Origin of the sequence: Nocardia otitidiscaviarum, from assembly GCF_007362295.1 — a bacterium.
GTDB lineage: Bacteria > Actinomycetota > Actinomycetes > Mycobacteriales > Mycobacteriaceae > Nocardia > Nocardia otitidiscaviarum.
Map to the genome: position 1 here is coordinate 4,752,233 of NZ_CP041695.1, position 22,454 is coordinate 4,774,686.

Below are 22,454 nucleotides of genomic sequence, written 5' to 3' on the forward strand. Positions count from 1 at the left end.
CCATTGCCCGAAGTCCCCACCGGTCGATTATCTCTCCGTGTTCAGTTGGTCTGGGGGTTCTGCGACCGGATCAGTCCGATATGGCTCAGGGGCCAGATCTTGACCACCGCCTTGCCGCGCACATCGTCGATCGGCACGGTGCCGTCCAGTTCGTCGTCCATATGGGCGCGGGAGTCGGCCGACTCGTTGCGGTTGTCGCCCATGACCCACAGGTTGCCCTCCGGCACGGTGACGGGTCCGAATTCCCGCCCCTGGGGGTTCTGGCGGCCGTACGGCAGACCGGGCACATACGGGTACAGGTACTGCGCGTACGGCTCGTCCAGCGGCTTGCCGTCCACGATCACCCGACCTTGGTCGTCACAGCACTGCACGGTCTGCCCGCCGACCGCGATCACCCGCTTGACCAGGTCGTTCTCATCCGGCGGCACCAGGCCGAAGATGGAGAAGAAGTTCTGCACCCCGCGCACCACGGTGTTCTCGGAGCGGATCGACCGATAGTGCTGGTTCCACGAGTCGGTCGGCCCGACGAAGACCACCACGTCACCGGGCTGGGGATCACTCCAGTAGTAGCTCAGCTTCTGCACGTAGATGCGGTCGCCGGTGCCGTTGCGGCCGTGCAGGGTCGGCTCCATGGACTGCGAGGGAATGACGTAGGGGCGACCGATGAAGGTCACGACCACGGCGGCGATGATGGCCGCGATACCGATGAGCAGCGGCAGTTCCTGCCAGAACGGCCGCTGCTTCTTCTCCTTCTTTCCCTTCCGCGACGACCGGCTCCTGGGCTGGCCGTCGTCGGAGGAAAGGTTCACCGAGTCGCTCTCGTCTGCCACGCGGAACAGAGTAGCCCGGCACCGCGACGAACCGTGCGGTGCCGGGCTACTCGGCAGTTCCGGTGAGCGCCGTTGCGGCTGCTCGGGAAAGCTACTTCAGCGCTTTTCCTTGATCTTGGCGGCCTTGCCGCGCAGGTCGCGCAGGTAGTACAGCTTGGCGCGACGCACGTCACCGCGGGTCACGACCTCGATCTTGTCGAGGTTGGGGCTGTGCACCGGGAAGGTGCGCTCCACGCCGACACCGAACGACACCTTGCGCACGGTGAAGGTCTCGCGGATGCCGCCGTTCTGACGCCGGATGACGACGCCCTTGAAGACCTGGATGCGCTCCTTGTTGCCTTCGATGACCTTCACGTGCACATTCACGGTGTCACCCGGGCGGAACTCGGGGATATCGCTGCGCAGCGACTTTTCGTCGACGAAGTCGAGGGTGTTCATGTCCGTCCTTTGGGAAGTTCGCGCGAGCAGAGGAACCTGGCGGCACTGGTTGCGCTCGACCGGTTCGTACTCCGGATAATTGGGCGGTGCGTCGGGCGCGATGCGCCCAAGGCAACCTGAGCATTGTGCCAGATGGCCGGGCCGCCCCGGTAATCGGGTCGCCTTCGTCACCGATATCGGCGCGCGGCACCGGCCGCGCGGCCCGGCAGCTCAGTCGGCGACCTTCCGGCTACCGAGCCGATGCGTCGGCGGCGGCGCGGACGGGGCCGGGAGCACCGTGTGCTCCAACTCCTCCTCGGTGGCCTGCCGCACATGGACGAGATCCGGCTTCCCGGCGATGAGATCCTGGACGAAGATCTTGGCCTGGATGACCGGCCGCCGGTATCGCCGCTCGCGAATGATGGCGCGCCGCATGGTCCTCGGACGGGACCCGTAGCGCCAGCGCGCCCACGGTGATCCGGGGCGGGCCAGGCGCAGCCAGCCGATGACCAGCAGCGGCGGGAAGAACATGCCGAACAGACCGGTCCAGATCTTCCCCTTGGCGATGACGATGGCCGCGAGCAGCAGGTTCGTGATGGCGAACACGCCGACCAGCACCCGCGCCGCCGTATCCGGCTCGTGCCGGACATTGTTGAGATCCAGCAGCCACAGCGGATGGAAGCCGAGCAGCAGCAGCCCGGTCACCGCCACGGCCACGAAGACCGCGTCCACGGAGGTGCGCCCCTGCTCCTCCCAGTACACGTCGCGCAGGTAGTAGATGAGCGCGAACTCGTCCAGCACCAGCGCCGCCCCCACGCCGAACACCGCGGCCAGCGCGCTGATGGTGCCGACACCGCTCTCGTACATGGTGACCAGGCCGACCCCGGAGGCCAACACCATGATCACACCGAACACCATGTGGTGGATATGGGTGTCCCCGGCCCGCACGTTCCCCGGCCACCACCGCACCTTCGCCCGGATCAACCGGACGCTGACGCGGATCAGCACGAATCCGAGAATGAAGCCGAACAGCAGGCACAGCAGCGGCAATCGTCCGTTCGGGATCACGACATCATCGAGCCACCGCCGCATTTCGTCCATCAGCCCGCTGACTCTCCGCTCCGTGCCCACCTGTGCGGCCGCCGACGGCACGCGCCGTCGTCACGATCCGTTCGGCCGCCGAGCACCGGACCGCCCTGCCCATTGTGCAGGGGTCGCGAGCCACCGGCCAGCAACGCGGGTGCGGCCGACGACGCGGGCGCGGTCCGCTCAGCCGCCGCGGCGGATCCGGACTGCGGTTGTGATCCCGTGTGGCCGTAGGACGGTCCCGCGGGTCCCGACTGTCCGCACGAATGCGGCGGGGTGGTGGCCAGCGGCGGGTGTCCTGCCGACGAGCGCGATGCCCGCCACCGCCAGTACGGTGGCGGGCCAACCGCGACGCCGCCACGAGGGCTACTCGCGGCGACCGACGCTCCGGCGCCGTTCGACATCCGAGCGGTAACCGCGGCCCTCGGTCCGCCGACCGTCTACCCGGTGTGGTCTACTTGCCGAATCCCGCGCGGCGCAAGGCATCCGCCATGGCCCCGCTCGGCGCGGGCTGGTTGCGGCGGTCCTGACCGCCGCGCCCCTGACCACCGCGATTGCCGCCCTGGCCGCCGCGCTGCTGCGGACGTCCGCCGCCGTTCGAGCCGCGCTGGCCCTGGCCGCGCGGACGGCCGCCGTCGGCCTGCTTGGCCTGACCCGGCTCGTCGTCGAGGCGCAGCGACAGGCCGATGCGCTGACGCTGCACATCCACCTCGAGCACCTTGACCTTCACCACGTCACCGGATTTGACGACCTCGCGCGGATCCTTGACGAAGTTGTGCGACATGGCCGAGACGTGCACCAGACCGTCCTGATGCACGCCGACGTCGACGAATGCGCCGAAGGCGGCGACATTGGTGACGACGCCCTCGAGCACCATGCCCGGCTTCAGATCGGCGACCTTCTCGATACCGGCGGCGAATTCGGCGGTCTTGAACTCCGGGCGCGGATCGCGGCCGGGCTTCTCGAGTTCGGCGATGATGTCGGTGACGGTGGGAACACCGAACTTCTCATCGGTGAACTCGGCGGGCCGCAGTGCGCGCAGCACCGTGGTGTTGCCGATCAACTCGGCCATACCCCGGCCGGTGGAGTCGAGGATGCGCCGCACCACCGGGTACGCCTCCGGGTGCACCGCGGAGGTGTCGAGCGGATCCTCGCCGCCGCGGATGCGCAGGAAGCCCGCGCACTGCTCGAACGCCTTGGGGCCCAGGCGCGGCACCTCCTTGAGCGCGGCCCGGCTGCGGAACGGGCCGTTCTGATCGCGATGGGCCACAATGCTTTCCGCCAGCGAGCCGGCGATACCGGAGACCCGCGACAGCAGCGGCACCGACGCCGTGTTCACATCCACCCCGACCGCGTTCACCGCGTCCTCGACCACCGCGCCCAGCGACCGGGCCAGCAGGGTTTCGGACACGTCGTGCTGGTACTGACCGACGCCGATGGATTTGGGATCGATCTTCACCAGCTCGGCCAGCGGATCCTGGAGACGGCGAGCGATGGAGACCGCACCGCGCAGCGACACATCCAGATCCGGCAGCTCCTGGGTGGCGTACGCCGACGCCGAGTACACCGACGCGCCCGCCTCTGACACCACGATCTTGGTGGGCTTGTTCTCCGGAATGCGCGAGATCAGTTCGGCGGCAAGCGCATCGGTCTCCCGGGAGGCGGTGCCGTTGCCGATGGCGATGAGCTCCACCCCGAAGCGGGCGACCAGTGCGCCCAGCACCGCCAGGGACTTCTCGGTCTGCCCCTGCGGCTTGTGCGGGTAGATGACCTCGGTGGCGACCACCTTGCCGGTGCCGTCCACCACGGCCACCTTGACGCCGGTGCGGTAGCCCGGATCCAGACCCATGGTGGTGCGGGTGCCCGCGGGCGCGGCCAGCAGCAGATCGCGCAGGTTGGCGGCGAACACGTCCACGGCGTCGCGTTCGGCGGACTGCCGCAACCGCATCCGGGTGTCGATGCCCAGGCTCACCTGGAGCTTGGTGCGCCACGCCCACCGCACGGTGTCCAGCAGCCAGGAGTCGGCGGCGCGCCCCTGATCGGCGATGCCGAACTTGTGCGCGATCCGGCCCTCGTAGATGGTGCGTTCACCGGGGGCGGGCTCTTCCGCATCGGGTTCGAGATGCAGGGTGAGCACCTCTTCCTTCTCCCCGCGCAGCAGCGCCAGGATCCGATGCGAGGGCAGCTTCTCGAACGGCTCGCTGAAGTCGAAGTAGTCGGCGAACTTCGCGCCCGCCTCCTCCTTGCCCGCGCGCACGGTGGAGGTGATCTGTCCCCGGCTCCACATGAGTTCACGCAGTTCACCGACCAGGTCGGCATCCTCGGCGAAGCGTTCCACCAGGATGGCGCGGGCGCCGTCGAGCTGTTCGGCGGTGTACTGGGCGGGGTCGGTGGTCGGGTCGGTCAGCAGCGCGTCGGCCACCGGCTCGTGCCCGGCCTCGCGGGCGATCTGCGCCTTGGTGCGCCGCTTGGGCTTGTACGGCAGGTAGATGTCCTCGAGCCGCGCCTTGGTCTCGGCGAGCATGAGCTGCGCGTGCAGCTCGGCGTCCAATTTGCCCTGGCCGCGAATGGATTCGATGATCGACGCCCGGCGCTCGTCGAGTTCGCGCAGGTAGTGCAGGCGTTCGTCGAGCTGCCGCAGCTGGGCGTCGTCGAGTCCGCCGGTGACCTCCTTGCGGTAGCGCGCGACGAACGGCACGGTCGATCCGCCGTCGAGTAGTTCGACTGCGGCACGCACCTGCTCGTCCCGCACCCCTAGCTCATCGGCGATCCGGCGGCTCACGCTCGCCAGCCCGACGGTGCTCGGAGTTCCGGTGCTGTCTGCGTTGACGGTTTCGGAGGCTGTCGTCACGCCCGCAGACACTACCCGCGGCGGGTGACGCCGCGTCGAGGTGCCACTCCCGAAGCGCCGTGGCGGCACGCGAAACCGGTGGGCCGAATCCGCGAGCCGACGGCACGGCGCGGCGACGAGTCAGTCCGGCGGCAGCAGATCGGGGCGGCGTTCCCGGGTGCGCCGCAACGATTGTTCGCGACGCCAGGCGTCGATCTTGGCGTGATTGCCGGAGAGCAGGACGTCCGGGACGTCCAGACCGCGCCAGGAGACCGGGCGGGTGTAGCTGGGCCCTTCGAGCAGACCGTCGGAGAACGAATCCTGTTCGTGGGACTGCTGATTGCCCAGGACGCCCGGAACGAGGCGGACGACGGCCTCGGTCATCACGAGGACCGCGGCCTCGCCGCCGATCAGCACGTAGTCGCCGATGCTCACCTCTTCGACCCGCACCCGGCGGGCGGCGTCGTCGAACACGCGCTGGTCGATGCCCTCGTAGCGGCCGCAGGCGAAGACGAGATGCTTTTCGGCGGACCATCTTCGGGCGGTCGCCTGGGTGAACGGCACCCCGGCCGGGGTGGGGACCACGAGCAGCGCGTCGTCCGGGCACACCGCGTCCAGCGCGTCACCCCACACCACGGGTTTCATGACCATGCCGGGGCCGCCGCCGTAGGGCGAATCGTCCACGGCCTTGTGCACGTCGTGCGTCCAGTCGCGCAGATCGTGCACGCCGACCTCGAGGATGCCCTTCTCGACCGCCTTGCCCAGCAAGGCCGTTCGCAGGGGCTCCAGATATTCGGGGAAGATGGTGACGACGTCGATACGCATGGCGCTCACTCCGCGTCCAGCAGCCCTTCGGGCGGGTCGAGGACGATCCGGCCCTCGGCCACCGACACCGTCGGCACGATGGCGGTGACGAACGGCACCAGGATCTCCCGGCCCGCGGGCGGGAACGCCTCGGACGCCTTGATCGACAGTAGTTCTCCGGCGGCGGAGTGCAGCACCTCGGCCACGGTGCCGACGACGGTGCCGTCGGTGAGGGTCGCGGTGAGCCCCTCGAGTTCGTGATCGTAGAACTCGTCCGGATCCGCCGAGGGCGGCAGATCGGCGGTGTCCACCACGAACAGCGTGCCGCGCAACGCATCCGACGCCGTGCGGTCGTCGACGCCCACCAGACGCAGCAGGAGCCGGCCCGAGTGCTCCCGGGCCGACTCCACCACGTACTCCTGGGTCGCCGTCGCCCGCGGCAGCCGGCCTTTCAGCACACTGCCGGGCGCGAACCGCAGCTCCGGTTCGTCGGTGCGGACTTCCACGACGAGTTCGCCACGCACCCCGTGCGATTTGGCGACCCGCCCGACGACCAGTTCCATCTACTGATCCGTGTCGACAACGTCGACGCGGATGCCCTTACCGCCGATCCCGGCGACCAGGGTGCGCAGCGCGGTCGCGGTGCGTCCGCCGCGGCCGATCACCTTGCCCAGATCGTCCGGGTGCACGTGCACCTCGACGGTCCGGCCACGTCGGCTGGTGATCAGCTCGACGTGGACGTCGTCGGGATTGGCGACGATGCCGCGCACCAGGTGCTCGACGGCATCGGCGACAACGGCACTCATTACTCGGCAGCCTCGGTGGCGGCCTCGGCCTCGGCGGCCTCGTCCTTCTTGGCGGCCTTCTTCTTCGGGGTGACGGCCTCGGTGACCGGCTCGTTGTCGGCGGCGGCCAGCGCGGCGTTGAACAGGTCCAGCTTGGACGGCTTGGCGGCCTTCACCTTGAGGGTGCCCTCGGCGCCCGGCAGGCCCTTGAACTTCTGCCAGTCGCCGGTGATCTCCAGCAGCCGCTTCACCGGCTCGGTCGGCTGCGCGCCGACGCTCAGCCAGTACTGCACGCGCTCGGAATCGATCTCGATGAGCGAGGGCTCTTCCTTCGGGTGGTACTTGCCGACGTTCTCGATGGCCCGGCCGTCACGGCGGGTACGCGCGTCGGCGATGACGACGCGGTACTGCGGGTTGCGGATCTTGCCCAGACGGGTCAGCTTGATGCGAACAGCCATGTGCTGCGCCTTTCGTTTTTCGGCAGCCCCGAAGGACAGCCTGAAGTGGTCACGGCCGCAATTCAGCAGCCCACCCGAGGGCGGACCCGGTTTTGCGTTGAGTGTTGTGACCGCCGCGCGGTACGTAACCGGAGACGGGCTGACACTGTCCTCGATGAGGACGGTCGTCCATTCTGCCAGACACCGCGGACGCCGCGGAAATCGGCCTCGCCGGCGCCCCGCGCATCACCCTGCGGTCCGCACAGCCGCCCGCCGTCGACTACGGAGGTGACCACGGGCAGCCCACCGGGTCGGCGACCGCGATGGGCTGCGGGTGCGGCATCGTCAGTCGGCGCTGCCGGTCAGGAACTTCACGATCAAACCGGCCAGTACGGCCGTGAGCAGGCTTTCCACGGACCCCACGGTGTTCACCTCATCAGGTTGGAGCTACACAAACATGTGAAGCATGAATGATTCACTTCTGGTTCGTGGCGGATTCCGAAGATTTCCGGCTCAGCGGTGACCGGTGACCGGCGTGTGGCGGGCGTAGACCCGGCCGCGCAGGACCACCCAGGTCGGGTGGGTGAGGACTTCCGGATTGGTACGCGGGTCCCGCTCGTAGACGACGAGGTCGGCCGGGGCTCCGGGTTCGATACCGGGACGACCGAGCCAGGCACGGGCATTCCAGGAGGACGCGCCCAGGGCGTCGTGCGGTGACAGCCCCGCGTGCATGAGGGCGGTGATCTCGTCGGCGATGCGGCCGTGCCGAATGGAACCGCCCGCGTCGGTGCCGGTGTAGATGGGGATTCCGGCGTCGTGCGCCTTGGCCACGGTGTCGCGGGATCGGCGGTGCAGGTCGCGCATATGGGCGGCGTAGGTGGGGAATTTGGTTGCGCTGTCGGCGATTCCGGGGAAGGTGTCGATATTGACGAGGGTCGGCACCAGCGCGGTGCCGTGGGCGGCCATCGACGCGATGGTGTCGTCGGTGAGCCCGGTGCCGTGTTCGATGCAGTCGATTCCGGCGTCCAGCAAGCCGTAGAGGGCGTCCTCGCCGAACACATGCGCGGTGACCCGGGCCCCCTCCCGATGGGCGGCGTCGATGGCCTCCTTCAGGATGGCGTCGCTCCACAGCGGCCGCAGGTCACCGACGGAGCGGTCGATCCAGTCACCCACGATCTTGACCCAGCCGTCGCCGCGCCGGGCCTGTTCGGCGACGATCTCCGGCAGGTCGCGCTCGTCGTCGAGTTCGATGCCGAGTTCGCGGATATAGCGCTTGGGACGGGCGATATGGCGGCCCGCGCGGATGATCTCCGGCAGATCCTCGCGCTCGTCGAGAAAGCGGGTGTCGATGGGGGAACCGGCGTCGCGCAGCAGCAGCGCACCCGCATCGCGTTCGGTCTCGGCCTGGGCCACGGCCCCGGCGTGATCCTCGTGGCCGCCGCCGTAGCGGATGCCCACGTGGCAGTGCGCATCCACCAGTCCGGGCACGATCCAGCCGCTGTCACACAGGGTTTCAGCTCCGGGCACCGGCTCGAAGCTGATCCGGCCGTCGCGCACCCACAGCTCGCGGACGTCCCCGTCCGGCAGTATCGCTCCCCGCAGCCGCATGCCGACCTCCTGTCGAGAGCCCTCAGTTCTTCGGGAACTTCAGCTTCGACAGATCGAACCCCTCCAGCCCCGGCGGCAATTCGTTCAGCCCGGCGGGCATGTTCGACACATCGGGCATACCCGCGGGCATACCGCCCGGCAGGCCCGGCATGCCGGGGAAGCCGCCCTTGACCTTCGGCGGGGTCGGTCCGCGGCCGCCCTTCTTGCCCTTCTTCCCCTTCTTGCCCTTGCCGCCGCCACCGCGGGAGCCGGGCAGGCCGAACTGGCGGCTCATCATGCCCATCATCTTCTTGGCCTCGAAGAAACGGTCGACGAGCTGATTGACCTCGGAGACCGAGACGCCGGAGCCGTTGGCGATGCGCAGGCGGCGGGAGGCGTTGATGATCTTGGGGTTGTCGCGTTCGGCGGGCGTCATACCGCGGATGATGGCCTGGACGCGGTCGAGCTGCTTGTCGTCGACCTGAGCCAGGACGTCCTTCATCTGACCGGCGCCGGGCAGCATGCCGAGCAGGTTGCCGATCGGCCCCATCTTGCGGATGGCGAGCATCTGGTCGAGGAAGTCCTCGAGGGTGAGCTCACCGGAGCCGATCTTGCGGGCGGCCTCCTCGGCCTGCTTCTGGTCGTAGACCTGCTCGGCCTGCTCGATCAGGGTGAGCAGATCGCCCATGCCGAGAATGCGGCTGGACATGCGGTCCGGGTGGAAGACGTCGAAGTCCTCGAGCTTCTCACCGGTGGAGGCGAAAAGGATGGGCTGGCCGGTGATCTCGCGCACCGACAGCGCCGCACCGCCGCGGGCGTCGCCGTCGAGTTTGGTGAGCACCACGCCGGTGAATCCGACGCCGTCGCGGAACGCCTCGGCGGTGGTGACCGCGTCCTGACCGATCATGGCGTCGAGCACGAACAGGGTCTCGTCGGGCTGCACCGCGTCGCGGATGCCCGCGGCCTGCGCCATGAGTTCGGCGTCGATGCCGAGGCGGCCCGCGGTGTCGACGATGACCACGTCGTACTGCTTCTGCTTCGCCTCGGTGATACCGGCCTGCGCCACCTGCACCGGATCGGCGGCGGTGATCCCGAGCGGGTTGTCGCCACCGCCGATGGAGGTGCCCGGATGCGGTGCGAAGACCGGCACACCGGCCCGCTCGCCGACGACCTGGAGCTGGGTGACGGCGCCCGGACGCTGGAGGTCGCAGGCCACCAGCAGCGGCTGATGCCCCTGCCCCTTCAGCCATTTGGCGAGCTTGCCCGCGAGCGTGGTCTTACCGGCACCCTGCAGACCGGCCAGCATGATGACGGTCGGCGGGTTCTTGGCGAACCGCAGCCGCCGGGTCTCGCCGCCGAGGATGTTGACCAGTTCCTCGTTGACGATCTTGACGACCTGCTGGGCCGGGTTCAGCGCCGCGGAGACCTCCGCGCCCTTGGCGCGTTCCTTGATCTTGGCGATGAAACCGCGCACGACAGGCAGCGCGACGTCGGCCTCGAGCAGCGCCAGCCGGATCTCACGCGCGGTCGCGTCGATATCGGCCGGTGACAGTCGCCCTTTGCCACGAAGGTCCTTGAGGGCACCGGCCAACCGGTCGGACAGGGATTCGAACACCGATCGCGCTCCTGATCTCGAGGGACGTCACTCGGGTACCAGGGTAGTGGGACCGGCGGAGAAGAGTTATTCCAGGTTGCGGCGCGCGGCCGTGGCGGGCCGGCACAGGTCGTGGTTCTCCTGCACCACCATGCCCACCGCCTCGCGCGCGGTGAGGCCGAGTTCGAGGGCGAGCCCGTCCAGCAGCGCCCATTCGGCCTCGGTGGGCGGCTGGACGGCGACGGTCGAGGCGATGGTCATGGCGGTCACCGCCTGCTGTCCGGTGAGGGTGCGTCCGGGCAACCAGGAAACGACCCAGCGGTCGCCGCCGACACAGCGCGCGATGTGCTGGGTCAAGTCCGACGTCATCATTGACGCCGACACCACTTCAATTGCCACCGACTGCTCCCCTCATGCTCGCGATAGCTTTCTCTAGAGGGGGATATTAAGGCGCGGAACGGGGTACCCATACCTATTCCAGCAAATTGCACGCAACGATCGGATTAACTGGCAAACGCGGGGTTTGCCAGTTAATCCAACAACATGGCGACTGGTCAGAAAACTCTGCCGGAACCCATTTCCGTGTCCGATTCGAGCGATTTCTTCGGTTGCTGCGGTGGCACCACCGCGAGCAGCGCCGCCGCGATCTCCGCCCGCCGCTCCGGCGTATCCCCCGCGCCCAGATCCAGGCAGAATACGTCCACCACGGCCGCGCCGAGAGTCACCGCTTTCGCCCAGAGCACATTAGCGCCCACCCGGGCCAGCGCGCCCGCCAAACGGCTGAGCAATCCGATTCTGTCCTCGGCGCGCAATTCCAGCAGCACCCGTCCCGGATCGGCCGTTTCGGACCAGATGATCCGCGGCGCCGCCTGCGCGTAGGGACTGCGCTGCACCCCGCCCGCCTCGCGTTCCTTACGCGCCAACACGCCCGCCAGATCCAAATCGCCGTTGCGCGCCCGGATCAATTCCTGTCGCAGCAGACCGGGATCCGGCGGATCACCGAATCGCGGTGCCACCACGAAGGTGTCGATGGCCGATTCCCCGGCCCCGCCCAGCGAGGCCGACAGCACCCGCAGCGAATGCACGGCCAGCACGCCCGCCGCATCCGACAGCAGCCCGGGCGTATCGGGGGCCACGACCGTGACCACATGGGTGTAGCGCCCGTCCCCCGCGCGCAGGTCCACGTGCACCCCGCCCGCCTCGGCCTTGGCGACCAGCTCTGCCGGAATCGGATCCGGTTCCGGCAGGTCCTCCCCCGCCATGGACAGGCGGCAGCGGCGCACCAGCTCCGCGATGAGCGAGGCCTTCCAATCGCTCCACACGCCCGGTCCGGTGGCCAGCGCGTCCGCCTCGGCGAGCGCGTGCAGCAACTCCAGCAGCTGTGCGTCACCGTCGAGGGATTTCACCACCGTCAGCACCGTGTTCGGATCGTCGAGATCGCGGCGGGTGGCGGTCTCGGGCAGCAGCAGGTGGTGACGCACGATGGCCGACAGCGTCCGCACGTCGGAGGGCCACAGCCCCAGCCGCCGACCGATCTGGGTGGCCAGTTCCGCGCCGACCACGCTGTGGTCCTCGGGCCGGCCCTTGCCCAGGTCGTGCAGCAGCGCGCCGAGCAGCAGCAGGTCCGGACGGGACACCCGCGTCGACAGCGCGCTGGCCCGCACCACCACCTCCACCAGGTGCCGGTCCACGGTCCAGGTGTGGATGGCGTCGCGCGGCGGCAGATCCCGCACCACACCCCACTCCGGAAACAGCCTGCCCCACAGGCCCGTTCGATCCAGCGCCTCGATGGCGTCCACCGCGTTGCGCCCCGAGCCCAACAGGACCAGCAGGTCGTTGAGCGCCTCCTTGGGCCACGGTTCGCGCAGTTCCGGCGCGTCCTCGGACAACCGGTTGAGCGTGGTGGCCGACATGGGCAGTCCGGTCTGCGCGGCGGCCGCCGCCACCCGCAGGATCAGTCCGGGATCGCGTTGCGGGCGAGCATCGCGGGCCAGCACCACCTCACCGGCGTGTTCGACCACCCCCTCATCGAGTGGTCGCCGTACCGGCATGCGGCGCAGCCGGGCGAGTCCGCGCCGCGGCAGGGCGTTGGCCGCGGTGCGCAGCCCGACGTCGACGGAGTAGCTCACCGTGCGGGCCGCGTCCGACAGGGTGCGGGCCAGATCGAAGCGGTCGCCGATGCGCAGCGCCGCGCCGATCTCGTCGGCGTCCTGAGCGCGCAGCTGATCACGCCCGCGCCCGGCCACCCGGTGCAGTTCGGTGCGCACGTCCAGCAGCCGCCGGTGCGCGAGTTCGAGCCCGCCGCCCGGCACGTCCGGACCGAGCCCCGGCATGGCGTCGGTCAGCTGGGCGATGGCGAGGGCGTCGAGCAGTTGGATATCGCGCAGTCCGCCGCGGCCGTTCTTGAGATCGGGTTCGGCGCGGTGCGCGATCTCCCCGCTGCGGCGCCAGCGGGTTTCGGCCTGCTCGAGCAGACCGTCGAAGCGGGAGCGGATACCGCTGCGCCAGTCTCGGCGCACCCCGTTGACGAGCAGATCGCTCAGCGCCTGGTCGCCGACGATATGCCGCGCCTCCAGCATGCCGAGCGCGGCGGTCAGGTCGTCGGCGGCCACCCGCAGCGCCTGCGGGACGGTGCGCACACTGTGATCGAGTTTGATGTGGGCGTCCCACAGCGGATACCAGAGCTGATCGGCCACCTCGGCGACGCGCTGCGGATCGACGTCGTCGTAGAGCAGCACCAGATCCAGATCCGAGTACGGCAGCATCTCGCGGCGGCCCAGGCCGCCCACCGCCACCACCGCCAGGCCGCTGTCGGGAGTGATGCCGACCTCGGAACCCTTGGTGGTCAACCACAATTCGAACAGGTCGACCAGCGCCTGGCGCAGCGCCTCGGAGTCCAGGCGCGGCGTGCGCGCACCGCCGCCCGCATTCCTGCCCGCCTCCCCGAGCAGTTGATCGCGGGCACGGACCAGATCCGACGCCCCGTTGGCGACCACACCACCCGCGACCTGTTCGTTTCGCGCTCGCTCGAAACCCACGACCACACCACCCATCTCAGTTGTCCTGCCGCCGCGCGTCGGCGTGCCGACCCGTCACATGAGTGCGGCCCCGTTCCCACCGGTCCGGCGGGAGCGGGGCCGCCGCTCGAGCTGCTGTCCGCTTACAGCGCGTCGGAGCCGCGCTCGCCGGTGCGAACCCGGATGACCGACTCGACGGGGGTCACCCAGACCTTGCCGTCACCGATCTTGCCGGTGCGCGCGGCCTCCACGATGACCTCGACGACCTTCTCCACGGAGGCGTCGTCCACGACCACCTCGACCCGAACCTTCGGGACGAAATCCACGGAGTACTCCGCACCGCGGTAGACCTCGGTGTGGCCCTTCTGTCGCCCGTAACCCTGGACCTCGCTGACCGTCATGCCCAGCACGCCGGCCTGCTCGAGCCCGGACTTGACGTCCTCGAGGGTGAACGGTTTGACGATTGCGGTGATCAGTTTCATGCGTCATGCCTCCTTGACGGCGGTGGTACGTGTCGTGCCACCCACAGCAGCGAAATCGTATGCCGTTTCCGCGTGCTCCGACTCGTCCATGCCCGCGGACTCGGCTTCCGCGTCGGCCCGCAGGCCGATGGTGGCCTTGATCGCGAAGGCGATGACGGCGGCGACCACGAAGGAGTAGGCCAGCACCGCGACCGCACCCACGATCTGCCGCCACAGCTGGTCGACACCACCACCGTAGAACAGGCCGTCGACGGCGGTGGGCGCATCGGCGGTGCCGACGAATCCGACCAGCACGGTACCGATCACACCGCCGACCAGGTGGATGCCCACCACGTCGAGGGAGTCGTCGTAGCCGAACTTGAACTTGAGGCTGACGGCCAGCGCGCAAATCGCGCCCGCCACCGCGCCGACCACCAGCGCACCGACGATGTTCACCGAGGCACAGGCCGGGGTGATGGCCACCAGGCCCGCGACGATGCCGGAGGCCGCGCCCAGCGAGGTGGGCTTGCCGTCGCGGATCTTCTCCACCAGCAACCAGGCCAGCATGGCCGCGGCGGTGGCGACGACCGTGGTGACGAAGGTGACACCGGCGACGCCGTTGGCCCCGACCGCAGAACCGGCGTTGAAGCCGAACCAGCCGAACCACAGCAGACCGGCGCCGAGCATGACGAAGGGCAGGTTGTGCGGGCGGAACGGCGTCTGCGGCCAACCCTTGCGCTTGCCGAGGATGATCGCCAGCGCCAGCGCCGCGGCACCGGAGTTGATGTGCACGGCGGTACCACCGGCGAAGTCGATGGCCTTGACCTTCTCCATGATCCAGCCGCCACCCCAGACCCAGTGCGCGACCGGGAAGTAGACGACGGTCACCCAGACCGCGGCGAAAAGGATCCAGGCGCCGAACTTCATCCGGTCGGCGACCGCACCCGAGATCAGGGCCACGGTGATGATCGCGAACATGAGCTGGAACGCCACGAACACGGTCGCGGGCACGGTGCCGACCAGCGGCACACCGGCCGATTCCTCACCGAAGCCGGACATCAGGGTCCGTAGGCCGAAGTATTCGGCGGGGTCGCCGAGCAGGCTGCCCTTGTCCGTGCCGAATGCGGCCGAGTAGCCGTACAGCACCCACAGCACCGTGACGATGCCCATGGCGCTGATACTCATCATGATCATGTTGAGCACGTTCTTGCTACGGACCATGCCGCCGTAGAAGAACGCGAGCCCGGGGGTCATCAACAGCACGAGGGCCGCGCTTGTCAGCATCCAGGCCGTGTCACCTGTGTCGGGCGCGCCGATTTCAGCGCCCGCCAGGATTACGGGATCCACCACCTTGTCCTCCTCATCTCGGGCCTCGCCGGTGTACTGCTAACGAAGCCTGCAACGAGGGTCCTCAGTCGGTGTTTCATCCGTGATCCTTCGGCGTTTCGCCTAGGTGAACGGATGAGATTGCACTGTTGCCAGCGTGTTTCCCGATTCGCACGGCTGTTACGAACACATTGTGAGGATGATGTTGGTTCCCGGCGTCACGCCAGGTCGGGTCGGGTTTACCCGAGGAGGGCGTCGACGAAGGCGCCGGGCTCGAACGGAGCGAGATCATCGGCCCCCTCGCCCAAACCAACCAGTTTCACCGGCACGCCCAATTCGTGCTGCACCTGGAAGACGATGCCGCCCTTGGCGGTGCCGTCCAGCTTGGTGAGCACCACGCCCGTGATATCGACGACCTCGCGGAAGACCCGGGCCTGGGTCAGCCCGTTCTGGCCGACCGTGGCGTCGAGCACCAGCAGCACCTCGTCGACCGGGGCCTTCTTCTCGACCACGCGCTTGACCTTGCCCAGCTCGTCCATCAGACCGGTCTTGGTGTGCAGACGGCCCGCGGTGTCGACCAGGACGACGTCCACCCCGCCCGCGATACCGGCGCTCACCGCGTCGAAGGCGACGGCGGCGGGATCCGCGCCCTCCTTGCCGCGCACGGTCTCGGCACCGACCCGCTCACCCCAGGTCTGGAGCTGGTCGGCGGCGGCGGCGCGGAAGGTGTCGGCCGCGCCGAGCAGTACCCGGCGGCCGTCGGCGACCAGCACCCGCGCCAGCTTGCCGGTGGTGGTGGTCTTTCCGGTGCCGTTCACGCCGACGACCAGCAGTACCGACGGACGGTCGTCGTGCGGCAGGGCACGGATGGACCGGTCCAGTTCGGGACGCAGGGCCTCGATGAGGACATCGCGCAGCACGGCGCGGGCCTGCTCGGTGGTGCGCACGCTGCGGGCGGCCATCTCCTCGCGCAGCCGCTCCACCACCGCGACGGTGGAGGCGGTGCCCAGATCGGCCATCACCAGGGTGTCCTCGATCTCCTCCCAGGAGTCCTCGTCGAGGTCGCCGCCGCCGAGCAGCCCGAGTAGGGACTTGCCCATGGCGTTCTGCGAACGGGAGAGGCGCCCGCGCAGGCGGGTCAGCCGGCCCGCGGTGGGCTCGATCTCGGGGACGACCGGGGCCTCGGCCACGGTGGGGGCGGATTCGGGGACGTCCACGGGGACCGGGGCGGACTGCACCGGGGCCTCGGGAACGGGGGTGGCGGTCGGGGTTTCCACGGCCGCGGCCGGTGCGGAGATGACGTCGGAAGCGCTGGTCGCGGCCTCGGCGGCGGTATCGGGCGTACCGGCCCGCTCGGGCGCGGTGTCCTGATCCGGCGCGGCCTCCTTCTCAGCCACGTCAGACGTCTCAGGTGCGACAGTCCCGGCCGCCTCGGGCGTGTCGAGCTCGGACTCGGGCGCGGGGGGAGCCTGCGGACCCTGCTCGGGCTCCGGCAGACGCACGTCGGTGATACCGCGTCGGGCCGCGTCACGAGGCACGGCCGCGTCGTCGCCGATATGCGGCTGCCCCTCGTCGTCGGTGCGCTCGACCGGCGGCGTCGGTGGCCGCACCGGTTCCGGGGTGGGTTTCGGCAGCGTGGACGTGCCGCCGCCCTGGCTGAAACTGAAGCCGCCCGCCGCCGTGTAACCGCCCGACTTGTCCGTGACCTCCTTGGTCTCGGTGGTGTCGGGGGTCAGCGAGATACGCCGGCGCTTGTACAGCACGAAACCGGCGACGAAGGCCACCAGCAGCACCGCGGCGATTGCGGCAATCAGAATCCAGGCGTCTGCAGTCACGGCACCATCCTTTCAGAGAGTTCACCGTCGCCCGATTCGCCCACCTGTCCGTCGAGGGCACTCCGACCGGCCCGTGAGCCCTGCCGACATGCCGAATCGGACGACGGCGTGTGCAATAACACACAGGCCGGTCCACGAACCGGAGGACACGCCGGAACGAGTGTGCGCGGAGGCTCCATCTACCGACCGGTTTGGACGACAACGTGCCGAGCCCGCGAAGCAGCGGCGAATCCGACACCAAGACAATAGGATCGGCCACGTGACCGATCGAAATGTGCTTGGGGGACCGCTGGAGGAGTGTGGCACCGATCCTCTCACCGGCTTCTACCGGGACGGCTGCTGTAGCACCGGCCCCGAGGATCTGGGCAGTCATACGGTGTGCACCGTCGTGACCGCCGAATTCCTGGACCACCAGAAGTCGATCGGCAACGACCTGCTGACCCCGCGTCCCGAGAACAACTTCCCCGGCCTGCAACCCGGCGACCGCTGGTGTGTGGTGGCCGTCCGCTGGCTGCACGCCCACGAGGACGGCGTCGCCGCCCCCGTGATCCTGGCCGCCACCCACGAGAACGCCCTGGAGGTGATCCCCATGGACACCTTGCGCAAATACGCGGTCGACGTCCCCGACGACGTCAGCGATCTACTGTGAACGCCGGGTTCACCACGCACGCCATCCCGAGCCGGGATGCCGCCGCGGACACCGCGACCCGGTGATCACGCGTCAGCGCGAGGGCAGCAGGCGGATGGCGGTATCGCGGAGCAGGATCGCGGGGCGGGAGCCGGGAACGAGGAGGGCGGCGGCCAGCCGCAGACCGCGCTGTTCACCGCTGGTGACGGCACGGTGACGATATTCGTAGCGAGACAGCGCCGCTCGGGGCAGTTCGGGAGTGCGGGCCAGTTCCTCGGCGAGGGTGTGCGCGCCGATGATGGCCGAACTGGAGCCGTTGCCGAACAGTGAGACACAGGAGGCCGCGTCGCCGAGCAGCGCGACCCGGCCGTTCGACCAGCTCGGCAGCCGCACCTGGCCGACCGAGTCGAAGTAGAGGTCGGAACCGGTGCGCACCTGGTCGAGCAGATCGGCGAAAATACCGGTGCGGTGGGTGAATTCGCCGATGATGATGCGCTTGTGCGCCGCCGTCTCGCGATAGTCCAGGCCCGGGATCTCCCCGCGTCGGAACATGAACGCCGCCAAGGGCCGTCCACCCGCCGGATGTACGGAGACCGACCGGCCGGGCGTGTTGTACACCAGCACTTCACGATCGTCACCGACCAAGCGTTCCACGGGCAGGGTGGCGATATAGATCCCCCTGTGCCGCAGGAAGTTCCGCTCCGGGCCGAAGACCAGCCGCCGCACCGTGGAGTGCAGGCCGTCCGCGCCGACGACATAGTCGAAACGCTCCGGCGGGGCCTGTGCGAAGGTCACGCGCACCCCGGAGACATCCTGAACCAGCCCGGTGATCGTATCGCCCCAGCGGATCTCGGCCCGATCGCCCGCGGCAGCGAGCAGTACGCCCGCCAGATCGGCTCGGGCCACTTCGATTTCGTCTTCACGCTCCCCGAATGCCGACGTGCGCACCGTGGCTCGCCGCCGCCCGGTGTCGTCCACGAAGGTGACCCGCTCGACATGGGTCGCGCCCGCCCGCAGCTCGGGCAGCACCCCCATCTCGGTGACCACGTCCACGGCGGCCCCGCGCACGTCCACCGGACTGCCGCTGGTCCGCGCGCTCGCCGCCCGCTCGACCACGGTCACCGCGAAACCGTACCTGCCGAGCCAGTAGGCCAGCGTCGACCCCGCGATGCCGGCACCGGAGATCAGCACCTTGGCGCTCATGACATCCACCTCACCCGCGTCGGGGCGGTCCCACCTGTCCCGCCCTTTACGAGGATGCGACGAAAAGCCGCTCGGCGCATGAACTTCGGCGATCACGGATTTCTGTCGGCTCCCCGTGCGATGATGCGCCCACAACCGATCGGTCCGGGGAGGCGCGATGACGACGTTCGACACCATCAGGGATGAGTTCTTCCGATTCACCGGCGAGATCGTGTGGTGCACCATCACCACGGTCGATGCCGACGGTCGCCCGCGCTCGCGCATTCTGCACCCGATCTGGGAGATGGAGGGTGACCGTCCCGTCGGCTGGATCTTCACCAGTCCCTCGCCGATCAAGGCGCGCCATCTGTCCGCCAATCCGACTGTGGCGTTCAGCTATTGGAGCCCGGCGCACAACACCGTCTCCGGTGAGGCCGTCGCCTCCTGGGTGACGGACGACGCGGCGAAGAAGCACGTCTGGGATCTGTTCACGACAGCGCCGGAACCCCTGGGCTACGACCTCACCACCTTCGGTGTGAGCGGCCCGGACGATCCGAAGTTCACCCTGCTACGTCTGGACCCCGACCGCGTGCAGGTGCTCGATGTCGCCACGTCGTCCGGGACCTTCACCCCGACCGTGGTCCGGCTGGGCAGCCCCGACTGACGCGACCGACCGGCCCGGCTCGAACCGAATCGTAGGGGCGGCGACACGGCCGGACCCAACCCGGTGCGGTCGGCGGCCCCGTGGACCACGTCGCCGCCGATCACCCCCCGGACACACGGCGATGCCGCCCGGGCCCGGGCGGCATCGCTTCTTCGCGTCGCGGTCGGTTCAGCGATCCGCGCGCAGCGTGTAGGCCTGCACGGCGGCCATGGCCGCGGTGAAGGCGGCGATCACCAGGATGGCGGCCACCCCGAGGGCGGTGGGGTCGAGCCAGCCGGCGGCCAGCACCACCAGGCTGTCGACCGCCCACAGCGCGTTCACCGCGATGATCACGGCGGCGGCGCGGCGCGAGATCACCGGGCGGGTGGCCACGATCAGGACGTCGATCGCGTAGAGGATGAAGAAGGCCCCGACACCGAGCAGCAGCGGAGTGGACAGGCCCAGTGCCGAATCGAGCACTCCGGCGAGCGCCGCGACGAGGATTCCGGAGGCCAGGGTGGCGACGCCGTCGAAGGTGTAGGCCAGGCGCAGCGGGCTCATGCCGGCGATGGTGCGGGTACCGGTGGCGGTGGTGGCGGTCATGGGATTCGGAACCTTTCCGTTGGATTTCGGTGACTGCCGATACCGTCGCCCGAAATCCACTGCCGACCCCACCACATCCGCTGCCGAATACTGCCAACCGCAGGTCGGAGCCCTATTTCGACATACTGCCGAATCCGGATCGCAGTTGTGCGGCGATCATGCGCGCTGCCGAGTTCTGCCAGTTGTGCAGGGTCCGCTCCGGCACCTGGTCCACGAACCAGGCGAGCGCCTTGCGCGACACCGGGTCCAGATCGGTGCGCTTGGTGCGCACGCTGTAGGGCCGAATGCCGACCACGTAGTAGAAGTACACGGCGTTGTAGTGCCGCCACTCCTCGCTGGTGCCGAATTCCTCGCCGGTGCGCGGCTTCAGCGCCGCGATGGCGTCGGTGAGCAGTGTCTTGAGTTCGGCGGCACGATCGAGCGGTCCGGGGGCGCTGTCGCGTCCGGCGAGGCGGCTGTCGATGGCGGGCAGGTCGATGAGCGGACTCGACACCAGCTTGCCGAGATCGGCGTAGTGGCTGAGGGCGCGCCGGGTCAGACGCGCGAACTCGTCCTCGCCGAGCGCCGCCAGACCGGACGTGTCGGCGTTGTCCGATGGCTCCGGAGTCCGCTTCCGCGGCAGGGCCTCCGCGGCGGTGCGCAATTCGTCGCGCGCCTCGCGCAGCTCCGGCGCGGATGCGAAGACCAGTCGGTCGACCGCGGCCTGCAAGGGGACGTACAGCACCTGCAGCGCGATGGCGGCGGCGATCGTGCCGAAGAACAGCACCTCCAGAGCGAGTCGTGGCCCGGTCAGCACGATGGCGACGGCGGCCTGCCCGCCGAACACGAAGGCCGTCGCCTCGGCGACCATGAGGGAGCGCAGCATATCCGCGCGCAGCGCCTCCCCCTCCTCGAAGGCGTCCAGTACGGCGATGCCGACACCCAGCAGCACCAGGTCCACGACCACGAGCGCCAGCACCAGGGTGGCGGGCACCAGGTCGAGGCCGAGCAGGACGAGTGCGGCGCTGAGCCCGAACATGACCGCGCCCACGGTGAACAATCCCGCGACGGTCCCGCGCGCCGAGCCCGCGACGAGCGAGGAGCGATGGCGCAGCAGCACGATCAGCGAGCCGAACAGCGCGAGGACCGCGCAGAGGCCGAGGGCATAGGCCGCCGCGCCGACCCCGGCGGCCGCGGGCAGGGCCACGACGGCGCACACCGGCACCAGCCCGAGCCGCCACCATCGATCGACCCGCTCCCCCGGCGGCTCGGGCAGCAGCCGCACGAACACTCCGCTCCAGGCCACCGCGGGCACGCACACCAGCACGGCCCGCACCCCGTCGAACCGTTCGTCACCGCCGAACAGACAGCCGAGGGCCACCGCGACCGCGTAGCCGAGCAGTCCGGCTCCGGCCCTGCGCAGCACCGGCTTTCCCGCATCCCGCGCCAGCAGATACAACCCCAGCCACCACGCGACTCCGAAGGCGGCCGCCGACACCCACAACACGGTGTGAGCCTACTGCGCCGCGTACGACGGGCCGCCCGGGTTCCGGGCGGCCCGTCGTCCTTCACCGCGGTGGCGGTGCGGCGGTGTCCGGGTGGGCGCTCGGCGTCAGTGCCTCGCCAGGGCGTTGCCGGACCGGCCGACCCGCACCGACCTCCGACCGGCTGTCAGGAGAGCGCACCGTCGTAATCGGGCAGTTTGAAGGTCTGCTGGGCATGCCCGCCCGCCAGATCCGAGGCGCTGTTGCCGATATTGGCGACAATCGTGTAGCCGTCGCCCTCGATATCGATGCGGGCGTTGGTCTTGTACTCCTGCAATCCGGCCGACCCCGCCGACAGCGTGGTGAACGGGCTGCCGTACAGGCCGTCGACGGGATAGCCCACCGCCGACAGGTTGATCTGCGTGTAGATGTTCATCAGTGCCGGACGACCGGTGACGAAGATGATCGCCGCTCCCTGCCCCTTCGCCCACTGCGCCAGCGCCAGCATGGGGGCCATGGCCGGGGTGATCACGCTCGGGTTGTACTGCGTCTCCAGCACGGTGTTGTCGATGTCGAACACGACGGCTGGTTTGGTCGACCCGGGCAATGCCCCGGTCAGATAGTCCCGAGCCTGCGCGGCGACCGTCTGCACCTCGGAGATCCACTGGGAGTACGGCGGCAGCTCACCGCCACCGGACAATGACGACGAGCCGGAACCGCCGGAGAGCGAGGACGATCCGGACCCGCCCGACAGGGAGGACGAGCCGGTATCGCCCAGCGCCGACGGCAGCGGGGCGGCCAGGGTGACGGTGATTCCGAGTGCTATACCTGCGATAGAGCGCTTCATGACCACGGGACGCTAACCGGCACAGATCGGACGCGCAGGCGTTTCACATTGCCACACCGGCGAATTCCCGCTCAGCGGG

General features: G+C 69.2%; 21 protein-coding genes. 2 read left to right on the forward strand and 19 right to left on the reverse strand.

Annotated features, from left to right (window positions below):
- Positions 1 to 41: 41 nt before the first annotated feature.
- From lepB to ftsY, 15 genes are all read right to left on the reverse strand, one after another.
- Complete coding sequence (lepB, locus tag FOH10_RS21245) at positions 42 to 830, reverse strand: signal peptidase I (RefSeq protein ID WP_039816093.1); 789 nt, start codon at positions 828 to 830, stop codon at positions 42 to 44.
- A gap of 96 nt (positions 831 to 926) precedes the next feature.
- Complete coding sequence (gene rplS / locus FOH10_RS21250; RefSeq protein ID WP_029930025.1) at positions 927 to 1,268, reverse strand: 50S ribosomal protein L19; 342 nt, start codon at positions 1,266 to 1,268, stop codon at positions 927 to 929.
- Between the two features lie 210 nt (positions 1,269 to 1,478).
- A complete protein-coding gene (locus tag FOH10_RS21255; protein ID WP_143984238.1) occupies positions 1,479 to 2,339 on the reverse strand; it encodes a hypothetical protein in 861 nt (286 codons plus the stop codon).
- A 448-nt stretch (positions 2,340 to 2,787) separates the two neighbouring features.
- Positions 2,788 to 5,184: a Tex family protein gene (locus FOH10_RS21260; protein WP_143982057.1), complete on the reverse strand. Its 2,397-nt coding sequence runs from the start codon at positions 5,182 to 5,184 to the stop codon at positions 2,788 to 2,790.
- 120 nt (positions 5,185 to 5,304) lie between these two features.
- A complete protein-coding gene (trmD, locus tag FOH10_RS21265; RefSeq protein WP_039816346.1) occupies positions 5,305 to 5,988 on the reverse strand; it encodes a tRNA (guanosine(37)-N1)-methyltransferase TrmD in 684 nt (227 codons plus the stop codon).
- 5 nt (positions 5,989 to 5,993) lie between these two features.
- Complete coding sequence (rimM, locus tag FOH10_RS21270; protein ID WP_143982058.1) at positions 5,994 to 6,530, reverse strand: ribosome maturation factor RimM; 537 nt, start codon at positions 6,528 to 6,530, stop codon at positions 5,994 to 5,996.
- Positions 6,531 to 6,773: an RNA-binding protein gene (locus tag FOH10_RS21275; RefSeq protein WP_029930032.1), complete on the reverse strand. Its 243-nt coding sequence runs from the start codon at positions 6,771 to 6,773 to the stop codon at positions 6,531 to 6,533. It abuts the gene before it with no gap.
- Positions 6,773 to 7,210 carry a 30S ribosomal protein S16 gene (gene rpsP / locus FOH10_RS21280; protein ID WP_029930033.1) on the reverse strand — a complete coding sequence of 146 codons (438 nt, stop codon included), beginning with the start codon at positions 7,208 to 7,210 and terminating at the stop codon, positions 6,773 to 6,775. The genes FOH10_RS21275 and rpsP overlap by 1 nt, the downstream gene beginning before the upstream one ends.
- 492 nt (positions 7,211 to 7,702) lie before the next feature.
- Complete coding sequence (locus FOH10_RS21285) at positions 7,703 to 8,797, reverse strand: amidohydrolase family protein (protein ID WP_143982059.1); 1,095 nt, start codon at positions 8,795 to 8,797, stop codon at positions 7,703 to 7,705.
- Between the two features lie 22 nt (positions 8,798 to 8,819).
- Positions 8,820 to 10,391 (reverse strand): signal recognition particle protein, encoded by a 1,572-nt coding sequence (gene ffh, locus FOH10_RS21290; protein ID WP_143982060.1) that lies wholly within the window; start codon positions 10,389 to 10,391, stop codon positions 8,820 to 8,822.
- A 66-nt stretch (positions 10,392 to 10,457) separates the two neighbouring features.
- Positions 10,458 to 10,727 (reverse strand): hypothetical protein, encoded by a 270-nt coding sequence (locus FOH10_RS21295; protein ID WP_425326096.1) that lies wholly within the window; start codon positions 10,725 to 10,727, stop codon positions 10,458 to 10,460.
- Between the two features lie 197 nt (positions 10,728 to 10,924).
- On the reverse strand, positions 10,925 to 13,423 hold the full coding sequence (locus FOH10_RS21300) for a [protein-PII] uridylyltransferase (protein WP_143982061.1): 2,499 nt from the start codon (positions 13,421 to 13,423) through the stop codon (positions 10,925 to 10,927).
- A gap of 107 nt (positions 13,424 to 13,530) precedes the next feature.
- The gene (locus tag FOH10_RS21305; protein WP_029930039.1) at positions 13,531 to 13,869 is read right to left on the reverse strand and encodes a P-II family nitrogen regulator; all 339 of its coding nucleotides are present in this window, start codon (positions 13,867 to 13,869) and stop codon (positions 13,531 to 13,533) included.
- Positions 13,870 to 13,872: 3 nt separating this feature from the next.
- Complete coding sequence (locus FOH10_RS21310) at positions 13,873 to 15,132, reverse strand: ammonium transporter (protein WP_051037559.1); 1,260 nt, start codon at positions 15,130 to 15,132, stop codon at positions 13,873 to 13,875.
- 281 nt (positions 15,133 to 15,413) lie between these two features.
- Positions 15,414 to 17,009, reverse strand: coding sequence for a signal recognition particle-docking protein FtsY (ftsY, locus tag FOH10_RS21315; RefSeq protein ID WP_143982062.1), 1,596 nt, complete (start codon positions 17,007 to 17,009; stop codon positions 15,414 to 15,416).
- Positions 17,010 to 17,268: 259 nt separating this feature from the next.
- Between ftsY and FOH10_RS21320 the strand changes: the two genes are divergently transcribed.
- Positions 17,269 to 17,658, forward strand: coding sequence for a DUF2237 family protein (locus FOH10_RS21320; RefSeq protein ID WP_029930042.1), 390 nt, complete (start codon positions 17,269 to 17,271; stop codon positions 17,656 to 17,658).
- A gap of 72 nt (positions 17,659 to 17,730) precedes the next feature.
- On the opposite strand, the gene FOH10_RS21325 is transcribed toward FOH10_RS21320, so the two are convergent.
- A complete protein-coding gene (locus FOH10_RS21325; protein ID WP_143982063.1) occupies positions 17,731 to 18,840 on the reverse strand; it encodes an FAD-dependent monooxygenase in 1,110 nt (369 codons plus the stop codon).
- Positions 18,841 to 18,997: 157 nt separating this feature from the next.
- Between FOH10_RS21325 and FOH10_RS21330 the strand changes: the two genes are divergently transcribed.
- Entirely contained in the window at positions 18,998 to 19,483 is a 486-nt protein-coding gene (locus FOH10_RS21330; protein ID WP_143982064.1) for a pyridoxamine 5'-phosphate oxidase family protein, read from the forward strand.
- Between the two features lie 168 nt (positions 19,484 to 19,651).
- On the opposite strand, the gene FOH10_RS21335 is transcribed toward FOH10_RS21330, so the two are convergent.
- From FOH10_RS21335 to FOH10_RS21345, 3 genes are all read right to left on the reverse strand, one after another.
- Positions 19,652 to 20,065 carry a hypothetical protein gene (locus FOH10_RS21335; protein WP_051037560.1) on the reverse strand — a complete coding sequence of 138 codons (414 nt, stop codon included), beginning with the start codon at positions 20,063 to 20,065 and terminating at the stop codon, positions 19,652 to 19,654.
- A 112-nt stretch (positions 20,066 to 20,177) separates the two neighbouring features.
- Positions 20,178 to 21,551, reverse strand: coding sequence for a hypothetical protein (locus tag FOH10_RS21340; protein WP_143982065.1), 1,374 nt, complete (start codon positions 21,549 to 21,551; stop codon positions 20,178 to 20,180).
- Positions 21,552 to 21,715: 164 nt separating this feature from the next.
- A complete protein-coding gene (locus FOH10_RS21345) occupies positions 21,716 to 22,375 on the reverse strand; it encodes an HAD family acid phosphatase (protein ID WP_143982066.1) in 660 nt (219 codons plus the stop codon).
- Positions 22,376 to 22,454 lie beyond the last annotated feature (79 nt).